At 56.0% G+C, this 19,698-nt stretch carries 15 protein-coding genes; 8 read left to right on the top strand and 7 right to left on the bottom strand.

Going from position 1 to position 19,698, the window contains the following annotated elements:
* Nucleotides 1-152: 152 nt before the first annotated feature.
* Nucleotides 153-2,528, bottom strand: coding sequence for a LuxR C-terminal-related transcriptional regulator (locus ACZYTD_RS00075; protein ID WP_463887581.1), 2,376 nt, complete (start codon nucleotides 2,526-2,528; stop codon nucleotides 153-155).
* A gap of 281 nt (nucleotides 2,529-2,809) precedes the next feature.
* Between ACZYTD_RS00075 and ACZYTD_RS00070 the strand changes: the two genes are divergently transcribed.
* The 3 genes from ACZYTD_RS00070 (at nucleotide 2,810) to ACZYTD_RS00060 (ending at nucleotide 7,117) form a co-directional block, all read left to right on the top strand.
* On the top strand, nucleotides 2,810-3,907 hold the full coding sequence (locus ACZYTD_RS00070; protein WP_463887578.1) for a protein kinase family protein: 1,098 nt from the start codon (nucleotides 2,810-2,812) through the stop codon (nucleotides 3,905-3,907).
* Nucleotides 3,908-4,103: 196 nt separating this feature from the next.
* The gene (locus ACZYTD_RS00065) at nucleotides 4,104-5,363 is read left to right on the top strand and encodes a substrate-binding periplasmic protein (protein WP_463887576.1); all 1,260 of its coding nucleotides are present in this window, start codon (nucleotides 4,104-4,106) and stop codon (nucleotides 5,361-5,363) included.
* 119 nt (nucleotides 5,364-5,482) lie between these two features.
* Nucleotides 5,483-7,117, top strand: coding sequence for a methyl-accepting chemotaxis protein (locus tag ACZYTD_RS00060; RefSeq protein ID WP_463887573.1), 1,635 nt, complete (start codon nucleotides 5,483-5,485; stop codon nucleotides 7,115-7,117).
* A 69-nt stretch (nucleotides 7,118-7,186) separates the two neighbouring features.
* Here the strand turns inward: ACZYTD_RS00060 and ACZYTD_RS00055 are convergent, their stop codons facing one another.
* From ACZYTD_RS00055 to ACZYTD_RS00045, 3 genes are all read right to left on the bottom strand, one after another.
* Complete coding sequence (locus ACZYTD_RS00055; protein ID WP_463887570.1) at nucleotides 7,187-8,842, bottom strand: trypsin-like serine protease; 1,656 nt, start codon at nucleotides 8,840-8,842, stop codon at nucleotides 7,187-7,189.
* 421 nt (nucleotides 8,843-9,263) lie between these two features.
* Nucleotides 9,264-9,722, bottom strand: a complete 459-nt coding sequence (locus ACZYTD_RS00050) for an NfeD family protein (RefSeq protein ID WP_463887568.1) — start codon at nucleotides 9,720-9,722, stop codon at nucleotides 9,264-9,266.
* Nucleotides 9,710-10,654, bottom strand: coding sequence for an SPFH domain-containing protein (locus tag ACZYTD_RS00045; RefSeq protein WP_463888447.1), 945 nt, complete (start codon nucleotides 10,652-10,654; stop codon nucleotides 9,710-9,712). Before ACZYTD_RS00045 ends, ACZYTD_RS00050 begins: the two co-directional genes overlap by 13 nt.
* 282 nt (nucleotides 10,655-10,936) lie before the next feature.
* Between ACZYTD_RS00045 and cysG the strand changes: the two genes are divergently transcribed.
* The 5 genes from cysG (at nucleotide 10,937) to ACZYTD_RS00020 (ending at nucleotide 16,403) form a co-directional block, all read left to right on the top strand.
* Complete coding sequence (gene cysG / locus ACZYTD_RS00040) at nucleotides 10,937-12,364, top strand: siroheme synthase CysG (RefSeq protein ID WP_463887566.1); 1,428 nt, start codon at nucleotides 10,937-10,939, stop codon at nucleotides 12,362-12,364.
* A gap of 53 nt (nucleotides 12,365-12,417) precedes the next feature.
* Complete coding sequence (cysD, locus tag ACZYTD_RS00035; RefSeq protein WP_463888444.1) at nucleotides 12,418-13,326, top strand: sulfate adenylyltransferase subunit CysD; 909 nt, start codon at nucleotides 12,418-12,420, stop codon at nucleotides 13,324-13,326.
* Nucleotides 13,327-13,376: 50 nt separating this feature from the next.
* Nucleotides 13,377-14,798: a sulfate adenylyltransferase subunit CysN gene (gene cysN, locus ACZYTD_RS00030; protein ID WP_463888442.1), complete on the top strand. Its 1,422-nt coding sequence runs from the start codon at nucleotides 13,377-13,379 to the stop codon at nucleotides 14,796-14,798.
* A gap of 25 nt (nucleotides 14,799-14,823) precedes the next feature.
* Nucleotides 14,824-15,456, top strand: a complete 633-nt coding sequence (gene cysC / locus ACZYTD_RS00025; RefSeq protein ID WP_463887564.1) for an adenylyl-sulfate kinase — start codon at nucleotides 14,824-14,826, stop codon at nucleotides 15,454-15,456.
* Between the two features lie 398 nt (nucleotides 15,457-15,854).
* A complete protein-coding gene (locus ACZYTD_RS00020) occupies nucleotides 15,855-16,403 on the top strand; it encodes a group II intron maturase-specific domain-containing protein (protein WP_463887561.1) in 549 nt (182 codons plus the stop codon).
* Nucleotides 16,404-16,631: 228 nt separating this feature from the next.
* Here ACZYTD_RS00020 and ACZYTD_RS00015 read toward each other — a convergent pair whose 3' ends face one another.
* The 3 genes from ACZYTD_RS00015 to ACZYTD_RS00005 form a co-directional block, all read right to left on the bottom strand.
* On the bottom strand, nucleotides 16,632-17,375 hold the full coding sequence (locus tag ACZYTD_RS00015) for a DUF2971 domain-containing protein (protein ID WP_463887558.1): 744 nt from the start codon (nucleotides 17,373-17,375) through the stop codon (nucleotides 16,632-16,634).
* 475 nt (nucleotides 17,376-17,850) lie between these two features.
* Nucleotides 17,851-18,183 carry a hypothetical protein gene (locus ACZYTD_RS00010; protein ID WP_463887555.1) on the bottom strand — a complete coding sequence of 111 codons (333 nt, stop codon included), beginning with the start codon at nucleotides 18,181-18,183 and terminating at the stop codon, nucleotides 17,851-17,853.
* 279 nt (nucleotides 18,184-18,462) lie between these two features.
* The coding region (locus ACZYTD_RS00005) for a caspase family protein (RefSeq protein ID WP_463887553.1) at nucleotides 18,463-19,698 on the bottom strand (1,236 nt) is incomplete at its 5' end.

Raw genomic sequence — 19,698 nt, 5'->3', positions numbered from 1 at the left:
GGCGCAGCAAAACAGCCCGCCGAGCCGCTCATGATGAGTTGGCCCGGTGAGCTGCTTACTAGTATGGCGCGCATTGAACCGCAAATTTAGCGTGGGGTCAAAAACTCTTGCGAATAATCGCTCAACCGCCGGTCTCTCTCATCCCCGATTCCTTATCCCAGGCGCTGGCGTGCTAGTGCCTGGGCCTCGGCTCTATTGTTGACGCCCAGCTTGGCATAGAGGTGGTTGATATGGGTCTTGATGGTGGAGGGGGCGACAAACAGCCGCTCGGCGATCTGCTCGTTGCTGAGCCCCTGAGCAATGAGCCGCAAGATCTGCCGCTGCCTGGGGCTGAGATCGTCCTGCTCTGGCAAGGGCGTCGCCTCTAGCAAGGGAGCGGTGAGCTGAGCCAGCAACTGGCGGGCAAAGTCGAGTACCGGCTCCCGGCACTGGCTCCAGCGGCACAGGCTCTGCAGTGGGGTCACCACGCGGGCACCCGCCAGTAAAAAAGGGAGTTTGGGCTTGGCCTGTTTATCTAGCATCTCGGTGAGCAGCTCATGCCAGGCGTCGCACGCTATCTCATCCTGCTCGGCCTGCTGGCAGAGGAGTAACAGCCTGGCCTGCCACTCCAGCCAGGCACACTGCCAGTGGCTGGCTAGCTGTTGCAGGGGGTGTAGTTGTGCCACTTGCTGCAGGGGCTGTTCGCAGAGCAGGGATAGCCAGCCGTGTAACAGGTTGTCTTGCAGATCGTAGAGATCGCCACAGCTCTGATGCCAGGGGGTGCGTTCCAGCAGGCGCAACAGACCATTGCGCTCCTCCAGCCGGATATAGCCCCAGGCCAGCGCCTGGCCCGTGCGAAATTGCCACTGGCGGCAGTAGTGCTGGCTGAAGCGACGCTCATCCAGTGCGGCGACCTGCTGGCGCAGGCCGTGGCGCTCATTGCGCCATAGCAAGGCCAATAGCTGCTGGGTGCGGTAGGGCAACTCCCAGTACGCGCCCCAGGCGGCGGCCAGGGGTTGACCACGGCTCATCCACTGTTCCGCGCGCTCAGGTTCACCGCGTAGCAGGGCCAGATCCGCCAGCATGCGGTAGTTGGAGTCCAGCGCCGGATCCGAGGCCAGCCCCTGGCTGTGGGCAAACTCACGGGCTTGCTGCAGTACGCGCTCGGTGGCATACCAGTCCCCGCGATAGAAGTGCAGTTGTGCCAGGCGATTGGCGGCCACCAGCTTGAGGTGGTACTGGCCAGACGATTCGGCACAGGCAAACTGGGCGTCGAGGATGGGTTGGGCTGTGGTCAGCTCACCCGTGATGAGGCAGGCCATGGCATAGGTCAGACGCTGGGCCGTGTGCCAGGGGGCGGGCAGGGGGGGGATGGACTTCAACTTCTGCAGGGCACTGGCCGCATCATCAAAGTGAAAGTCGGTGATGGCAAACAGCAGTTGAGCCACCTGTTGCCCCTGAGTATCCAGTGAGCAGAGATCCAGCTGCTCCAAGGCGGCGCGGGCCCGCTCGCTGTGCTTGGTGATCTCCAGCTCAACCCAGGCTTCCAGCAGCGTGAGTGGCGGATGCGCGCGCCGAGTTGCCAGGGGCAGGGTAAACAGGGTGTGACTTAGCCACTCCCCCTGAGCCAGCTCTATGCAGTGCCAGCCGATAGCGGGCAGCAACCGGAGCAGCAGGGCCGGAGCCTGGGGCTCCTGGTAGGGAAGGAGCATCAGCAGGCGGTTTAAGGGGAGGGTTGTCAGATTGGGTAACAGTGCCTGCCAGTCGGTGCCGGGTTGCAGGCGCACCCTGGCCAGCAACCAGGCGATCAGCGGTTGCCACTGCCAGCCCTCGGCCTGGGGGAGTAGCCAACCCGCGTCTTGCAGTGTGTGCAGCCAGGGGGTCAGTTCCCCGGCACCGAAGCCACAGAGCTGACTCAAAGTAGGCAGATCCAGTGGGGTTTCGGGTACTGGGTCAGGCGCCATCAGGATCAGTGCCTGATAGAGCTGGGGTGGGAGGCCAGTGCGCGCCAGGAGATCCGCTCCCCACAGGGTCAGCAGTTGCTGAGGATCTTCGCCCTGCCGCCCACTGACCTCCAGGGCTTGCGCCAGCAGTTGCCAGGCCAGGGGCCAGCTTCCCAGCTTGGGTTGCCAATGGCAGATCAATGGGTGGAGCTCGGGATCCGGATCCGCCCCCTCGGCGGGCCAACTCAGCTCCCGGGCACTCAAGCGCACCACCTTTACGCCCTGTAGGCGCAGCTCTCCCTCTCCCCGGCTGCTAGGTCGGGCCAACACCAGCCTTGGGGCGCCATCGAGGGCGCGGCACCACTCCTGTGAGGTGGGCCCACTTGACCTTGATTCATCCAGGTAAGTGCAGGGGATATCGGCCGAAAGCCGCGCATGGGGGGCGAGCGCGGCCAGGTGATGGCCATAGCCTTGAGGGGCGGCGACCCAGAGCACCTCTCCATTTTGTACTGCCTGTTGCCAGGCGGTTCCCTGCGCCGTGGCATGGGCCAGCAGTGCAGCCCGCAGCCGTGTAGCCAGTTCAAGGGGGGAGGTGAGCGGGGGCATTGGGACTCCTTTGTCTCTTCTGTAAGCGTTAACGCTTGGCGTCTCGCACCAGAGGCTATTTTCAGTTGAGCTAAGCTAAGCTGTCTGTGGGTGGAGTCAAGAAGCCGCAAGATTAAGCGCGTTCCACCCCCCGGTTCCACCGGCTGGGGGCAGGTGCTCTCTCTTTGGCGCTGGCAAAGTGTTCTCATGGTTCCAGAGCTCTCATGGTTCCGAGCCTGTCATGACACAGCGCCCCCTGCGGATACAAGCGAGGGCGGTTTGAAACATCAAAGGAGTGAAATATGAATGCCCAGGTAGACGCGCGGCAGCAGGCCCAGCTGGCCTTTGTAAACAGTGGTGCCAATCTGGTGGTCGGTGATGTTCAGGCGTGCCCGCTGCCACCGGTTGAGCTGGCCGCTCTGAGGTTGGACTCTCCCTATGTGGTGGAGCACTTTGGTGGGGGCTTGACCGCACAGGTGTTGCATCTGTGCATCAATGGGGCTCACTACACCCTCAAACAGAAGCGAGCCGAGTCCTTGGTTCGTAATGTGGATGGTCAGACCTCGTTTTTAAATGAGGTGCAGCGGCGTGCCGACTTTAGCCGTCTCAAGGGGGATGCGGCCTGGGCCGGACGTTTTGACCACATAGTTCCTACCCTCTATGCCGACTTTCAGCTGGGGATCATCCTCTCGCCCTGGTTGCCGGGTAAGCCTCTCAATCGCTTCGATGCGCCCATCTTCCGTCAGATATTGGCGACGGCGGTGGCCTGTGAAGAGGCGGGCCTGATGGAGTGGGATCTCTGCCCCGGCAACATCATAGATGACAGTGGCCATATCTGGTTGTTCGACTTTGGTTATATGTACCCGTTCGATCCGCTTACTCAGTTCAACAGTAACGGGATAAGCGACCCGCTGTTTCATGCCTGCGAACGCTTTGAGACCCGTAACTTCTTCGGTTGGCTCTTGCGGCAAGAGGCATTGGGCCCACAACAGGCACTGGCCCTCTACCGCGAACTTAAAGTGGTGGCCCTGGATCTCTACCAGCAAAAACTCGAGTGGTTAACCGGGCAAGGGGCTAGCCAGCAGGTGCTAAGTTGGGTGCGGTCGTTTATCTCGCGCTGGCAGCAGGCGTTGGTCAATGATGCGAGCCTGGAGCGTTTGTTCGAAGTGGAGAACTTTCGCTCTCAGGTGCTGGATATCGAAGATGATCTGCATGGCAAGAGCTGTACCCCCTTCACCCTGCGCCGCCTGGATTTTGTTGAACAGTGCATTCGTGAGCGGTTCAGCGCCCTGCAGGAGGGCGGAGCCCTCTTCTATGACAACGCCGGTAAGAGTCAGGAGGAACTGCTGGCACGCTATGGGCACAAACGTCAGTTAGTAGAGCAATATCAATTACTTTGAGGGGATGCTCTTGCTCCTCCTCATCACAGCCGGGTCGTGCCAGGACCCGGTTGTTCGCTATGAAGAGAATGATGTGGGTTTACTCCTCATTTGTTTCTCATTTTTTGCACTGGCACACCTTCTATACTGAAAAATCCATCTCGCCATTACGTCATATGCTCCACAATTAGTGCATGAGCTTGCCGTGGAGGCTGTTGTGCGCACTCTCTCTTTACTGTTGCTATGCACTCTGTGGATTCAGTCTGGTTGGGCGCGCCCGCCTTTGCGTTTGGATACCAGCTTGGTGCCGCCCTATCAGGTGCAGATCGATGGTCTGTTGAAGGGGAGTGCAGTTGATGTACTCGATTGTGCCTTGGATAAGCTGCAAATTCGTTATGTGACCGAGATAGTCCCCTGGCGTCGCGCCCAAAGTAATTTGCGCAATGGTCAATCGGATGGCTTCTTTAGCAGCATGCCTCTGCCGGAGATCGAGCCCTATGCCCGGCTGTCCGCCCCCCTGGTATTAGAAAAATGGTTTTGGTTTAGTTTTCAGCCTGAGCGACTCCAGACGGAAAATTTTCCTGCCGACCTCCGGATTGGGGTATTGCGGGGCAGTAATCAGGAGGGGTGGTTGCAGGAGCGACATATTCCAGTGGCCCAGGTGGTCAATCAACTTCCTAGTCTGCTGCGCCTGCTGGCCATTGGTCGCGTGGATACCGTCCTGGTCGATCAACAGGCTATGGCGCGGTTACGGGCGCAGCAGACCTCGACTCCGCTCACCCTGGCCAGCCGTTTCGAGCGCTATGCGCCACTGGGCGTCTATTTCTCCAACCATCTTCTCACTCAGCAACCCGGTTTTCTGTCGCAGTTTAATGATGCGGTTCCCCATTGTGATGTCCCGGGTTTGAGCCTGGATAAGGGCGAGCAGCAGAAGTTGCAGCAGTTGGCGACAACGGATGCGATGACCTGGTTGCAGGATCCTGAATTGCTCAAGCAGTTGCTGTCGATCAACCAGCAGCATGTGACCCTGACACCTAAGGCTATACTGAATTTGGATAGTCAATGGCAGGCGGCAGTCGAGCGGGGAAACACGCTTGAGTGGATGACGGCCATTTTGAGTTCGCCGTTATCTGTGCAGCTCAATCGCTGGCAGCAAACCGCTCATGGCCGCTACACCGAGCTGCTGGTGACGGATAGTAAGGGGGTCTTGGTCGCTGCTAGCCGTCGGACTACAGACTACTGGCAGGGTGATGAAGAGAAATTTATTGAGCCTATGAAGCGTAACCTGCCTGGCATGCCGCATCCGCAAGGGTGGCTGGATCGAGGCCGTGATGGGAGAGTGACTCACGTGAATTATGACGCGTCTACGCAGCATTTTTTAAGCCATATCAGTTTCTTAATTAGAGAGAATGAGGGTGGCCAGCCGATTGGTGTGTTGACGTTCGGGGTAAATGTGGAAGCAGCATTACGCAACTGAGCGGTTGTGGCGGCCGGTTGCTGGATAGCTGCGTGGTTATTTGTTTTTATTATGATCCGGCTTCGGTCGATAACGCACTTGGCATGGACTAAGCGCTAGGCAGGTAAAGGGAGAAGAAGATGTTGTTAAATTCCATGAGTATTCGCATCAAGGCCGCTTTCGGACTGGTGCTGTTGACCCTGTTTATCCTGATCATCGGCGGCTTGAATTACATAGCCCTGGATCGCCTGCAGGGCAATACCGATACCTTTGCCGGGACTCTGATGCCGGCTCAGGGTGACGTGCTCAATGCTGACCGGGATCTCTACCAGGCGTTGACAGCCCAGCAGCAATTCTTGCTGGCTCAGGGTCAGGGTGACAAGGCGGCGAGTTATAAACAGGACTTTACCGAGAATACCCAACAGGCCTGGGACCGCATGCAGAAGTTTATGACTGCCATGGCGCCCTACCCCGAGGTGACGGGTCAGCTGCAAAACTTCTCTGGGCTGTTCAATGCCTGGAAGGGCGATGCGCTCCAGGTTTTTACCTTGGTAGAGCAGGGGAAGTTTGCCGAGGCGCAAGCCCTGCATGACGGCCTGGATGGCAAGTTCTCGGTACTGCGTGAGCAGTACAATCTGGCGGGGGAGTTGGATGAAAAGCTAGCGGTAACCCTGCGCCAAGCCTCTGAGACCATGGCCGATAGTCGGCAGTTCTGGACCCTGGGGCTGCTGATCTTTTCCGTGCTGGTTGGATTGGCACTCATCTATTTTGGACCCAAGCTCATCATCGACAGCATTCAGGCTGTTTATCTCAAAGTGGAAGATATCAGCCGGGGTGAGGGCGACTTGGTCAGCCGCTTGCCGGTGACCTCTGAGGATGAATTGGGCAAGTTGGCTCGCAGTTTCAACCGTTTCTTGGATCAACTACAGGGCCTGGTGCGGCAACTGCTCGGTGATGTGGGTTCGCTGGGACAATCTACCGGTAGTTTGCGCCAAATCTCCTTGCGGGTAGATAACATCAGCGAAAGTCAACGTACCCAACTGGCCTCGCTGGTGACGGCCTTCAATGAGATCAGCCAAGCGGTTCATGACATATCCCGTCATGCCCAGCTGACGTCTGATCAGACCCATTTAGCGCAAACCAGTGCTAACCAAGGGATGCAACTGCTTAATCGTAACGTGGAGATGAATCACCAGCTGTCAGGCAGCATCCAGGATGCGGCCAAGATGGTGTCTCAGTTGGCGGATGAGTCGGAGAAGATCACCTCGGTACTGGATGTGATCCGTGGCATTGCCGAACAGACTAATCTGTTGGCGCTCAATGCCGCCATCGAGGCGGCGCGGGCCGGCGAGCAGGGCCGTGGTTTTGCGGTGGTGGCCGATGAGGTGCGCACTCTGGCTAGTCGTACCCAGCGTTCTACCGAGGATATTCAGCAGATGATCGCCTCCTTGAAACAGGGGGTGCAGAGTGCGGTGCAGGCCATGGAGCGCGGTAGCAGCCAGATGGCTGAAACCTTAGGCATGGCCGACAAGACCCGGAACTCCTTGGCCGAGATCCAGCAGATGGTGACCCAGGTGCTGGATATGAACTTCCAGATTGCTTCGGCCACTGAAGAGCAGAGCTCGGTAATGGATGAGGTCAATCGCAGTGTCTCCGAACTCAATGGCCTGACGGAAGAGGCGGCGGCCCTCTCCGGCAGTGTGTTGCAGACCGGCAACGATCTGGACGCGTTGGCCCAACAGCTGAGCGGTCGGGTGCGTCAATTCAAGGTGTAATGGGTGGTCACGCCATTCGGTAATGCTAAACAGAGAAGGCGCCTACGGGCGCCTTCTCTGTTGTGACCCCTAAAGGGGTTTGCGTCTAAACCAGGCCAATGCGCCAAGCACCCCCAGCCCGAGCCAGCCAAACGTGCCACCACCACTGTCAGGTTGGATTACATCATTGGCTGGATTGTCAGGGACGGTATATTTGGGGGCATTGCGGCAGTAGGGCTCGGCTGTGCTGGTGACGCCATCGGGCCAGCGCACTTCGCTCAGGTTACTTATCGTCCCCACCTGGTCCACCTCATGGTTGTAGGCATGCCAGGTGACCCTGTGCTCGCCGACCGGGATCTCGATACTGTAAGTCTGGCCGATGCAGTAGTTATTGAGCAGATGGGTCGTGTTCTCATCCAGACGGATCACTAAGCCAGAGAGGCTAGTTCTGCCGAGTGAGTCGAGCTTGAACGAGAGCGTCCCCGGGCCTTGCAGTTGTGCCACCAGATCTGAATTCTCTTGGGTATCCAGGGGGACGTTGGAGAGCGTGGTATCCGGGGCTAGCGCCATGGCTGCCCAGGGGGTGGGGCCACCGCTCCACCACTGGACATTGGGGGCGACCCAATTGCCGGGAGGTGTCAACGGAACGGCCAGATCCGTAGTCACTATCTGGCTCTGGCTCGTTTGTCCCAGTTGATACTGGATGGTTTCGCGGGTATGACCCTTGTTGGCCTTAGCCAGGTAGAGGGGCAGTTGGCAGAGACCCTGGGCATCGATCTGCTGGCAGGGGGTTCCCGATGTAGCAAATTGGGATGCGGTCTCCCGTTGGAGGTTGAACGCGACAGGGGTATCGCTCCAGTTCCTCAGGGGCAGGGTGAGCACGGGTGGAGCCGAGTTACTGTTATCGCTGGGCAACAGCAGGCGATAGTGTTCCTTCATCGGAGTGCTGGCGGGTAGCCACTCGGCAGCCACTTGGCTCAACCAGCTATGATAAATGGCGTAGCGCACATAGCTGACGATGAAGTTTTCACCCGTACTGACCAGCCCCACAGGTATGGGGGCACCATTGCGCCAGAAGAAGTTAGGTGTACCACTGTCTCCTGGCGCCGATCCTACCTTGGCCTGCTGAATACAAATATGATCTGCCGGGAGTTTGCCTGCACTCAGTTTCAGGGTTGATTCGCAGTCGGCGCTGGGTAGCCGCTGGGCATCCAATTGGCGCAACTGGCTGGCGGGTTGATAACTATCGTAACTGGTAGAGCCATAGCCGAGCAGTGTCAGCGTCTCTTGTGGGGCCAGGCTGCTGTCCAGCTCCTGGCTGGGCCAGGTCATGGCGGGGAGCTCTTCTGGCACGCCATCGAGTTTGAGCAGGGCTATGTCGCCGCTGATATTTTCGGTACCAAGTAACGCTTGTGCCTGGGCGTTATCAAAGCGCTTATAGGCAATGATGGGATAGCAGTTGTTACGGTTGAGGGTGTCCAGATTGCCAATGCACACCTTCTGCGTCAGTACCTTATCGGCAAAGATGCAGTGCCGGGCGGTGACGGCCAGGCCATCGCCCAGATAGCCACCTCCACAAATATGCTGGTAGCCGGCGCTGCTGACACTGTCATCCACTATATGCATCAGATAGGGCCAGTGACCGACGCTGCTGGGTTGGCCACCTACAATACGTGGGCTGGCGGCATAAGTCTGGTTGCTGATGAGGAGTAGCGCGAGCAGGGAAACTGGGGTACGAAGTGACATAAGCCTTCCTGATATGTGGCCTGTTAGAACCGTCGGTTGTATTTGCGAAAAATATATGGGTGCCACTCTACGGGCATAAGGGAGGGCGTTCACCCTGTTATATTTTCTCAGCTAAAAGAGGGAGACCAAGCCGACTTGCCGGTGGAGGGTGAGGTGCATGGGGCCAATACAACAATGCGGGAGGCTTGTAGGGTGTCGTTCGATGATCATGGGGTGAGCTGGGTAGCCAGAGAGGTTGTGCACGGGAGCCGGCCCGAATGGGGAATCTCCATGGCCTGGTTTTCGGTTAGGTGGCCCTGATAGTAATCGCGAACTTGGTTATGACGGTTGGCGGGTATGCAGGCCCCCCGACACAGCCCCTTGGCTTGGGGGCGGTGTCGGGGGGCAATACAGAGGTGTAGCCGAGACCACAGCGAGTGGTTTAGGGTTGCAGTGGTTCCACGATCAACATGATGCCATCGGTGGCGCTGACTCGCACCCGGCTGCCTGCGGGCAGGGGGTGGGGGCACCGTACCGGCCAGACGCTGTCACCCAGCTTGACCCGACTCAAGCCATTGACCACATCCTGTTGCAGGGTGGCCTCCTGACCCAACCACTGTTGTGGCCGCTGGTTGAGCTGATTGGCCGGATCGTCCCGATTGCTTTGCAGTCGCTGGCGCTGCCAGTACCACCAGCCACCGGTCAACAGCAAGGCGAAGATGGCAAACAGCAACCATTGCCCGACCCACTCCAGCGGCAGCAGTGCCACCAAAGCGGCGACGCTGAGGGCCGCCATGCCGAGCCAAAGCAAGTAGCCTGCACCACCGAGTAACTCCAGGATCAACAGTACACCGCCGAGTATCAGCCAGTGGACCCAGGTCAGTTGGGTCAGGAACTCCATCCACTCTCCTCCGGTTTATTGCTGTCCATCTTGGTTGGGGTGGTGGCGGTCGCCCCGGATTTGAACAGTTCACTGATCCCTCCGATGGCGCCTATAAGGGAGCTGGCTTCGAGCGGCATCATGATGATCTTGCTATTGGGGCTGTCGCCAATGCGGCCTAGGGCCTCGGTATATTTCTGTGCCACGAAGTAGTTGATGGCCTGGCTGCTGCCCTTGGCGATGGCGTCAGAGACCATCTCGGTGGCGCGGGCCTCAGCCTCGGCTTGCCGTTCCCGGGCTTCTGAGGCGAGGAAGGCGGCTTGCCGTTCCCCTTCGGCCTTGAGGATCTGGGATTGCTTCTCCCCTTCGGCCTTGAGGATCCGTGATTGACGAACCCCTTCGGCTTCGAGGATCTCGGCCCGCTTCTGCCGCTCGGCTTTCATCTGGGCATTCATGGCCGCGATGAGATCCAACGGTGGCTTGACATCGCGGATCTCGATACGGGTGAACTTGACCCCCCAAGGGCTGGTTGCGGCATCCATGGTCATCAACAGCTTTTCGTTGATGGTGTCACGTTGTGAGAGCATCTGATCCAGCTCCATGGCACCCAGCACGGTCCGGATGTTGGTCATGGTCAGATTGCGGATGGCCTGCATCAGATCGCTCACCTCATAGGCGGCCTTGTGGGCCTCGATCACCTGGATGAAGCTCACCGCATCTATGGTGACGTTGGCGTTGTCGCGGCTAATCACCTCCTGGGGCGGGATGTCCATCACCTGCTCCATCATGTTGATGCGGCGGCCTATCTTGTCGACGAAGGGGATCAGGATATTGAAGCCTGGCTGCAGCGTGCCGGTGTAGCGGCCGAAGCGCTCCACCGTCCAGTTAAAACCTTGGGGCACTATCTTGACGCCGGCCTGGATGAAGATCACCACTACGGCGACCACCACCATGATGCCTATTAGATTGCCGTCTGGCAGCATTGCTTGCTCCTCATTGCATGAACAGTTGTGGGATGATTGACTCTCACATCATAGCCTGCTCTTGCTTGCTACCGTTGTGTTATCTATAGCGAAATAGCTCATTTTCCACTCGGTAGCGCTTTTTCAGCCTGCCACGCGTTCAGCCTATACTCCTTTTTAATAACCAATTGGTATAAAAAGTGCGTTTTTATTATTTTATGCGCTTAGTGGCGACCCTTATATTCATACTGAGAATGCAAAGGAGAGACGAAGATGGAGTACTTACCCCTGTTTGCCAAGGTCGCTGATCGCCCCATCCTGCTGGTGGGGGGGGGAGATGTGGCCTTGCGTAAGGCTCGTCTGCTGCTGGATGCCGGTGCCAGGGTCACTGTGGTTGCTCCGCACTTGCATGATGAATTACTTGAATTGCGGGAGGCCGCCGCCCTCGTGCATCTGGCCACCGAGTTTGCCCCCGAGCAACTCCATGGTCAGCGCCTGGTGATTGCTGCCACCGATGATGAAGCGGTGAATGCCGCTGTGGCGGTGGCTGCCGAAGTGGCCGGGCTTTGGGTCAATGTGGTGGACGATCCAGCCAACTCCAGCTTTATCTTCCCCTCCATCATAGATCGTTCACCCATCATGGTGGCGGTCTCCAGTGGGGGGGCCGCGCCGGTACTGGCTCGGTTGCTGCGTGAGCGCTTGGAAGCCTTGCTGCCTAGCCACCTGGGAGCCCTGGCGCGCCTCTCTGGGGAGTTGCGAGGCAGGGTAAAATCGACCTTCGCCTCCCTGACCGAGCGGCGTCGTTACTGGGAGCGGGCGTTTGCCTCCTCCCGTCTGGCGGCGCTGCTGCAAAGTGGTGACGAAGCGGGTGGTCGTGCCTGGCTGGCCGACGAGCTGGCGAGCACAGAGCAGCAGGGCGGTGAAATCGTGCTGGTAGGCGCGGGCCCAGGCGACGCGGGGTTACTGACGCTCAAGGGGTTGCAGCAGATCCAGCAGGCCGAAGTGGTGCTCTATGATCAACTGGTGTCGCCGGAAGTGCTGAATCTTATCCGCCGTGATGCCGAGCGCATCAGCGTCGGCAAGAAGGCGGGCGCACACAGTGTACCGCAGAACGAAATCAATGCCCTGCTGCTGGCCCACGCCAAGGCCGGTAAGCGGGTGGTGCGTCTCAAAGGCGGCGACCCCTTCATGTTCGGTCGCGGTGCCGAAGAGCTCGAGGCCGCCAAGGCGGCAGGGATCCCCTTCTCCGTCGTGCCGGGTATAACCGCTGCCGCCGGAGCAACTGCTTATGCAGGTATTCCGCTGACCCACAGGGATCACGCCCAGAGCGCGGTCTTTATTACCGGCCATTGCCAGAAGGATGGCCAGGAGGCGGATTGGCCGGCACTGGCGGCCAGCAACCAGACCCTTGTTATCTACATGGGGCTCATCTCGTCACCTGTGATACAGGAAAGATTATTGGCCCATGGCCGCTCGCCCAAGACGCCCGTGGCCCTCATAGAGCGCGGTACCACAGCCGCCCAGCGGGTGCTCCGTGGCGAGTTAGAAAATTTGGCCCAGTTAGCCCAAGGCGCTCAGAGCCCATCCCTGATAGTGGTGGGCGAGGTTGCCGCGCTGGCCGATAGTTTGAGCTGGTTTCACGGCCAGCAGGGTGGCGGTTTAGGTGCCACGGGTTCCGAACATTTGGTGTCACTGGCCTGAGGCCGACACCGCAGAATTTAGCGCAACAGGAGTAGCAAGCCATGACTCAACCATTGGATGCAGCAAGACTGACCCATCTGAAACAACTGGAAGCGGAAAGCATCCATATCATCCGTGAAGTGGCCGCCGAGTTTGAAAACCCGGTGATGCTCTACTCCATCGGTAAGGACTCCTCGGTGATGCTGCATCTGGCACGCAAGGCGTTCTATCCGGGCAAGCTCCCCTTCCCCTTGCTGCATGTGGATACCAACTGGAAGTTCCGCGAGATGATCGAGTTTCGCGATGCCACCGTGAAGAAGTTCGACATGGATTTGATCGTCCACAAGAACCCTGATGGGTTGGCCATGGAGATCAATCCCTTCGTCCACGGCAGTGCCAAGCACACCGACATCATGAAGACCGAAGGGTTGAAGCAGGCGCTGAACCAGTACGGTTTCGATGCTGCCTTCGGTGGTGCGCGTCGCGATGAGGAGAAGTCCCGGGCCAAGGAGCGGGTCTACTCCTTCCGCGACAAGAATCACGCCTGGGATCCCAAGAACCAGCGCCCCGAGCTGTGGCGCCTGTATAACGGTCAGGTGAACAAGGGCGAGAGCATCCGTGTCTTCCCGCTCTCCAACTGGACCGAGCTGGATATCTGGCAATACATCTACCTGGAAAACATCGAGATAGTGCCGCTCTATTTCGCCAAGCCCCGCCCTGTGGTGGAACGCGATGGCGTCACCATCATGGTGGACGATGAGCGTATGCCGCTGGCCGAGGGTGAAGCGCCGAAGCAGGAGTGGGTGCGTTTCCGGACTCTGGGCTGTTATCCGCTGACCGGGGCTATCGAGTCCCATGCCACCACACTGCCGGAGATCATCGAGGAGATGCTGGTCTCTACCAGCTCCGAGCGTCAGGGGCGAGTGATCGACAATGATGGGGCAGGCTCCATGGAGCTGAAGAAGCGTCAGGGCTACTTCTAATCCCCAAGGCATAGATAGTCACCAGAGCAGAATTTGAAAGGAAGAAGATGATGAACAGCGCCATTGCCGAAGAGATCAAACAAAGCGGAAGCATCGAAGAGTATCTGCACCAACAACAGCACAAGAGCCTGCTGCGGTTTCTGACCTGCGGCAGCGTGGATGATGGCAAGAGCACCCTGATTGGCCGTCTGTTGCACGACTCCCGTCAGGTGTATGAAGATCAGCTAAAGAGCCTGCACTCCGACAGTCAGAAGGTGGGTACCCGTGGCGAGAAGCTGGACTTCGCCCTGCTGGTGGATGGCCTGCAGGCCGAGCGTGAACAGGGCATCACCATAGATGTGGCCTATCGCTACTTCTCCACCACCAAGCGCAAGTTCATCATTGCCGATACCCCGGGCCATGAGCAGTACACTCGCAACATGGCCACCGGTGCCTCCACCTGTGACTTGGCCATCATCCTCATCGATGCCCGCAAGGGGGTGCTGGAGCAGACCCGTCGTCACAGCTTTATCGCCAGCCTGCTGGGGATCCGCCAGTTTATTGTGGCCATCAACAAGATGGACCTGGTGGATTTCGATGAAGCGACGTTCCAGCGCATCAAAGCCGAGTACCTGGCTTTTGCCGCTGCGCTGCCGGCTATCGATATCAAGGTGGTGCCGCTCTCGGCAGTAGACGGCGACAACCTGGTGACCTTAAGCGATCGCTCCCCCTGGTATCAGGGCGAGCCTCTGCTGAGCCTGCTGGAAAATGCAGAAGTGGGCGCCCATAACAACGAGCTGCCAGCCCGTCTGCCGGTGCAGCTGGTCAGCCGTCCGGATCTCAACTTCCGTGGCTATATGGGCACACTGGCCGCTGGTACTTTGAAGCCGGGTGATACCCTGAAGGTGCTGCCATCGGGCAAACAGAGTGTGGTCGAGCGCATTGTCACCTTTGATGGTGAATTGGCCCAGGCCCAGGCCGGTCAGGCCATTACCGTGACCTTGAAGGACGAGATCGATATCAGCCGTGGCGATCTGCTGGTGGCCCCGGACGCGCCGACCCAGGTGAGCAAGCGTCTGCTGGCTCATCTGGTCTGGATGACGGAGTCCCCCCTGACCACGGGGCGTCTGTATGACATCAAGCTGGCGACCAAGAAGACCCAGGGGCAATTCTCAACCATACGTCATCGCATCGATGTGAATACTCTGGAGCAGCATGCGGCCTCCGAGCTCAAGCTCAACGAGATAGGTCTGGTGGAGCTGGATCTGACCAACGCCGTGGGCGCGGACCCTTACACCCAGGTGCGGGATACCGGCAGCTTCATCGTCATCGATCGCCTGAGCAATGTGACCATAGGGGCCGGCATGGTGGTGGAAGCTCTGGCTGACCAGGTGGAGGCTAAGCGTGAGTTCAGCGAGTTCGAGCTGGAATTCAATGCCCTGGTGCGCAAGCACTTCCCCCATTGGCAGGCGCTGGATATCAGCCAACTCTGATGAGCCCAGATTGGTAAGAGGTTTTATGGATAAACAAGTAACGACAGACAACCCAGTGACAACGGAGAACATTGTCTGGCATCAGCACCATATCGACAAGGCGGCCCGCTCCGCCCAGAAGGGGCATAAGCCGGCCCTGCTCTGGTTTACCGGCCTCTCCGGCTCGGGTAAATCGACGCTGGCTGGCGCGCTGGAGGCCGAGTTGATCCGGCGGGGCATTCACACCTATCTGCTGGATGGCGACAATGTCCGCCATGGCCTCTGTTCGGATCTGGGCTTTGCCACCGCCGATCGCCAGGAGAACCTGCGCCGGGTGGGGGAGGTGGCCAAGCTGATGGTGGATGCGGGCCTGGTGGTGTTGGCCGCCTTTGTCTCCCCCTATCGCGCCGAGCGGGCAGCCATCCGGGCTCGCCTGCCGGAAGGGGAGTTTATTGAGGTGTTTGTGGATACCCCCTTGAGCGAGTGCGAAGAGCGGGATCCCAAGGGGCTCTACAAGAAGGCCCGAGCGGGGGAGATTAAACACTTCACCGGCATCGATGATCCCTATGAAGCGCCCGAGCAGGCCGAGGTACACCTGCATAATCATGGGGTGAGTGTACAGCAAGGGGTGGAGCAGCTGCTGGCCCAGTTGATCGCTCGGGGGCTTATCTCCGCCTGACCTTGGCGTTGTTCTAGATGCAAGAAGCCCGCTTAACTGCGGGCTTCTTGGTTTCGGTGCCGATGGCTCCGTTGGCCGTTCCTGTAGCGCCAGGGGTGGCAATAGGCTCAGTCCGAAGTCGCGGGGTTGAGCGTTACTGGCGTGTACGCCCAGCATGGGCATGAACTGATGGGGTGAAAGTCGGCGCGGTTCCCATTATGTGTTGGTGCTCGAAGGCCTAGTCCCATAAGACCTACGGTCGGCTTAAAGGTCATCCCGTCACCGCATTTTTGAGTTACAAAACCCATTTGGAATTCGTAGGTGCGAATAGCGTAGCGTATTCGTACGCATGGCATCGCAAGCCTTGATGGTGTCTACGCCTGTCTCTCATACACATTTTTGGCCAATTGGTGAGATAAATGCCGGAAAAAGCTTCGAACAGCTCCTCCCCCTGCCAAGGGGGAGGTTGGGAGGGGGTGGCTTTTGATGTTTCACCAGCTAAAAAGCAAACCCCACCCCTCCCCTTGAAAAAAGGGGAGGGCGCCTCAGCTTCCCTGGATTTCTCATTAACGGGATGGGAGTTGTGTATAAGAGTCAGGACCAACCGCAACTGGGGCGTCGCGATGGAGTATCGACTCTTCAAAACGAGCCAATACCTGCGCGGCTGGATCCACTACTTTGGTATCGCCAACTGCTATCAACTCTGCGTGGAGCTGGATCAATGGATCCGCCGCCGGATACGGATGGCCTATTGGCGGCAGTGGCGAAAGCCGCGCACCAAGGTACGGAACCTGATGAGCCGGGGCGTCCACGTTCGGACGGCGGTGGCGTGTGGCATCACCAGTAAAGGCCCATGGCGTAGCTCGAAAACCCCGGGGATCCAGCAGGCGTTATCGAACGCCTATCTGAAATCCCAAGGATTTTTTGCGCTGCGCGATGGTTGGATACGGCTTCACCATTCTAAGTGAAACGCCCTGTGCGGACCCAGGGCGGGAGCATACTTCGTTTGTTTTTCGTCCATCAGGCGTATGACGTTAAAAATCTCGGAGAAAAATGATTTTTTCTGCTGAGTTATGAAATATAGCGCGCCATTTTTGAGTAAAAAACATTCAAAATCAAAGTGTGCTCCCGCCCTGGTGCGGACCCGCACGCAGGGTGTTGTGGGGGCTGGGGGCTAGAAACCCCCGGCTACCCGATTAGGCAATGATTGTTGCTATCTTATTTTTAACTATTACTGATTTCATTATTTTAGTGTGTGGGGAATAATTGGATAGAATATTCATTAATAAATTCTGATGACTTTCAGTGGTTCGAAGGCCAAATGTGATTGAAGCTAGAGAGTTTGTTGGTAATGTGATAAGTCCTGAGTCATAAAAAATAGCTCTACCTTCGTTTTCATAGTTCCATGGCATAGATTTAGTTGTTAAATAATCAACAACCAAATTTTTCATGAAATTTTCGATGCTTGACTCTTTTTCTATAAGAGATTCAAGCAATAATTCAGGCTTGTACTTAACGTCGCGGCAAATGATTAATGAATTTTTGCCTAAATCCTTTTGGTGCATCCAGTTGCTTTTAATGAAGTCATCATCTATACAATACTCCAAGCAAATCCCGGTGTGTTCCTTTGCATAATGAGTCCACATTAATACATTATCTCTAGGGTCTTTATTTGAAAGCCCGAAGGATAAAACACCACATTTTTTTAACATCTCATCCCATTTAAGGAAGAAATCATCATTTATGTATGTGGACAGTAAAAACTCATTTGCGATGGGTAAGTCTGCTGCGACAACCTTATTGATCTCATGTTTTAAATCCATTTGACAATCAAATGGATCGTTTAGCTCTTCTGGGCTTGCAGCATAAATTGTATTTGAAACAATTGACTCTATTAGCCATGTATTAACCGATTTGAACTTATAGAAAACCAAACTCATATAGATGCCTAACATTTTAGTTATGGGGCACGCGGCTTTATGCGCATCCCAGTGAGCGAAGCGAACGACTTAAACTAGTTGTGTACGCCCAGCATGGGCATGAACTGATGGGGTGAAAGTCCCCTGTAGGAAGATCACCCTCGGCACTTTGGCTGAGGCTAACTACTAGCGAATGGCAAGGGCTTATCCGCGAGGAGCGGTCTGAAGGAAGCCGGAACGCAAATCTGCGAGCGGATAAACAAGATCAATATGTTAGCCTAGCATGTGGCATCACCAGTAAAGGCCCATGGCGTAGCTCGAAAACCCCGGGGATCCAGCAGGCGTTATCGAACGCCTATCTGAAATCCCAAGGATTATTTGCGCTGCGCGATGGTTGGATACGGCTTCACCACTCTAAGTGAAACGCCCTGTGCGGACCCGCATGCAGGGTGTTGTGGGGGCTGGGGGCTAGAAACCCCCGGCTACCCGATTATAACTAGATAAGCTTATTTAAATCAGTCCAGTTAGACTCGGCAGTGAAAGGTCTAGCGATAAATTCTTTTGTGATGGTTAGTCGGAGCTCTACATATCGGCATGTTGCAACCCCTAATAACTTGAACGCCTCTTTTGCTGATGTTTTTGTCTCAAATACAGCCACACCAAGAGTTGACAATTCAGTTAAGGTTTCCGGTGATAAAAGTATTGAACCATCAAAATCATATTTTACTGAATTGATTGATGTAAGCTGCCACTTGTTATCCAATGGCGACACATTGAAACAATATAGTTGTGGTTTTTTATCGCTTGTATTTGATATAACCCAGGCCATGCGCCACCTATACGGATTTATTTTGTTGTTTCAATGTCTCATCATTCTTCTTGAATGAATTCGCGGAACCTATATGACCACAAGAGTTACATATGCGATCCCCTGTGTCAGCGCCAAGTATTTTCTCTTTATATGTGTCTGTTGAGTGGCATTTTGGACATTGATACATCATTTTCTCCGTAGTTGAACTTATAGAGTTATAACGTTTGAATTCACCGGCCTGCTCGGTTTTTCGCGCAGGTCCGGTGGAATGCATAAATACCCACCGCATGCTATTAACTACTTTGAAACGGTATGGTATGAGGGAAACAGCATTCCATTGGATGAGATAGGCGTTGTCGGGTTCAGAGTTAGCTGGGAGATAGGTATAACCATCTCCATCGAAATCTGGTCTTTTAGACGGTCGAGGCTAGTTGGATAAAAAGATGGCTTGTCTTTGAGGAATACTGCTATCGGATCATCTGACCGGCGAAGGATGTTGAAGCCCTCGAAGAAGACACCAGTGATAATGCTTTCGTTACTATCATTTTGGATGGTAGAAATATCAACCGTAACAGCCCGTTGTTTTCCTGGTACTACATAGAACCGATTTTGGTAATTGTTGAGCGCCTCAGAAATAAACTCAAAGCTTTGTGAAAACTCAGGGAATGCGCTCAATTTAAATACTGTATTGAAAAGGGAGATCTTGAAATCCCTTCGAAGCTCGCCCTTGGAGTTGAAAAATATTTCGAATACTATTCCATCCAAAAATGCTTTTACCTTGTCAGGTTCGAATCCATTAATCTTGTTCCGGAAATCGTCTAGATATGCAATCGCGGTGCGAGAGCTGCCAACGGCTGCTTGATAAATGTTTCTGCCAAGCACAAAGAGAGCATCGTTGTCAGCCGAGCTGAGAAGCCCCACATTTAATGCATCAACGTTAGGATTCTGCGTATACCAGTCATGAGACTTCAAGCCAGTTATCACGCCTCGTAAAGGATTTGTGTTGGCAAGCAGATATTTGCCGTCAGCAATGGCATCGCTCGAATAGATCGTTATTTGGCGGCCAATACTTACATTAAAGACAAAATCGCCTGTTAAGGACGTGTGCTCCCAAGATGTTTGCTTTCCTGACGTAATCACCGAAAGGGTATTTCTAGTTCTCTTAAATACGTCTTCTATCGGAATGTCGGGCGTATTGATATGGCGAAGCAATGATTCTGTGTATGAGCCGTTCCGGCCCGCACCGTCTGCGGCAGTCTCACCTGGTGATGTGGCAAACGCTATTAACGTGCCTTTCGGAGTGAAGACCGGTGCTAGTCCATTAACACTCGCGTCGCGATTCCAAGCTCTGACGTAAGGGTTGTTGCGGCAAGCATCAAGAATAATTAGGTTCGTAGAGTTGGAGCAACCAGCCATTACGTCAATCAACCGATTTAGCGGGTATGACGAATATTTTGCTGCCGGTTCATCGGAAAATTTTGTATCCACGGCTGTAATGTAATTTTCGCCCGCGATCTGCATCCCATGACCAGC

The organism is Pseudaeromonas sp. HNCC25DJ180 (assembly GCF_055413345.1).
The sequence above is the reverse complement of the archived record's forward strand: the minus strand, read 5'-3'. Positions and strand labels throughout refer to the sequence as shown.

Bases quoted from the DNA above. Each gene is read 5' to 3' on its own strand.
- ACZYTD_RS00010 (WP_463887555.1), bottom strand. From the start codon at position 18,183: ATGGCCTGGGTTATATCAAATACAAGCGATAAAAAACCACAACTATAT.
- ACZYTD_RS00020 (WP_463887561.1), top strand. From the start codon at position 15,855: ATGCCGGAAAAAGCTTCGAACAGCTCCTCCCCCTGCCAAGGGGGAGGT.
- cysG (WP_463887566.1), top strand. From the start codon at position 10,937: ATGGAGTACTTACCCCTGTTTGCCAAGGTCGCTGATCGCCCCATCCTG.
- ACZYTD_RS00070 (WP_463887578.1), top strand. From the start codon at position 2,810: ATGAATGCCCAGGTAGACGCGCGGCAGCAGGCCCAGCTGGCCTTTGTA.
- ACZYTD_RS00055 (WP_463887570.1), bottom strand. From the start codon at position 8,842: ATGTCACTTCGTACCCCAGTTTCCCTGCTCGCGCTACTCCTCATCAGC.
- cysC (WP_463887564.1), top strand. From the start codon at position 14,824: ATGGATAAACAAGTAACGACAGACAACCCAGTGACAACGGAGAACATT.
- ACZYTD_RS00075 (WP_463887581.1), bottom strand. From the start codon at position 2,528: ATGCCCCCGCTCACCTCCCCCCTTGAACTGGCTACACGGCTGCGGGCT.
- ACZYTD_RS00060 (WP_463887573.1), top strand. From the start codon at position 5,483: ATGTTGTTAAATTCCATGAGTATTCGCATCAAGGCCGCTTTCGGACTG.
- ACZYTD_RS00050 (WP_463887568.1), bottom strand. From the start codon at position 9,722: ATGGAGTTCCTGACCCAACTGACCTGGGTCCACTGGCTGATACTCGGC.
- cysN (WP_463888442.1), top strand. From the start codon at position 13,377: ATGAACAGCGCCATTGCCGAAGAGATCAAACAAAGCGGAAGCATCGAA.
- ACZYTD_RS00015 (WP_463887558.1), bottom strand. From the start codon at position 17,375: ATGAGTTTGGTTTTCTATAAGTTCAAATCGGTTAATACATGGCTAATA.
- ACZYTD_RS00045 (WP_463888447.1), bottom strand. From the start codon at position 10,654: ATGGTGGTGGTCGCCGTAGTGGTGATCTTCATCCAGGCCGGCGTCAAG.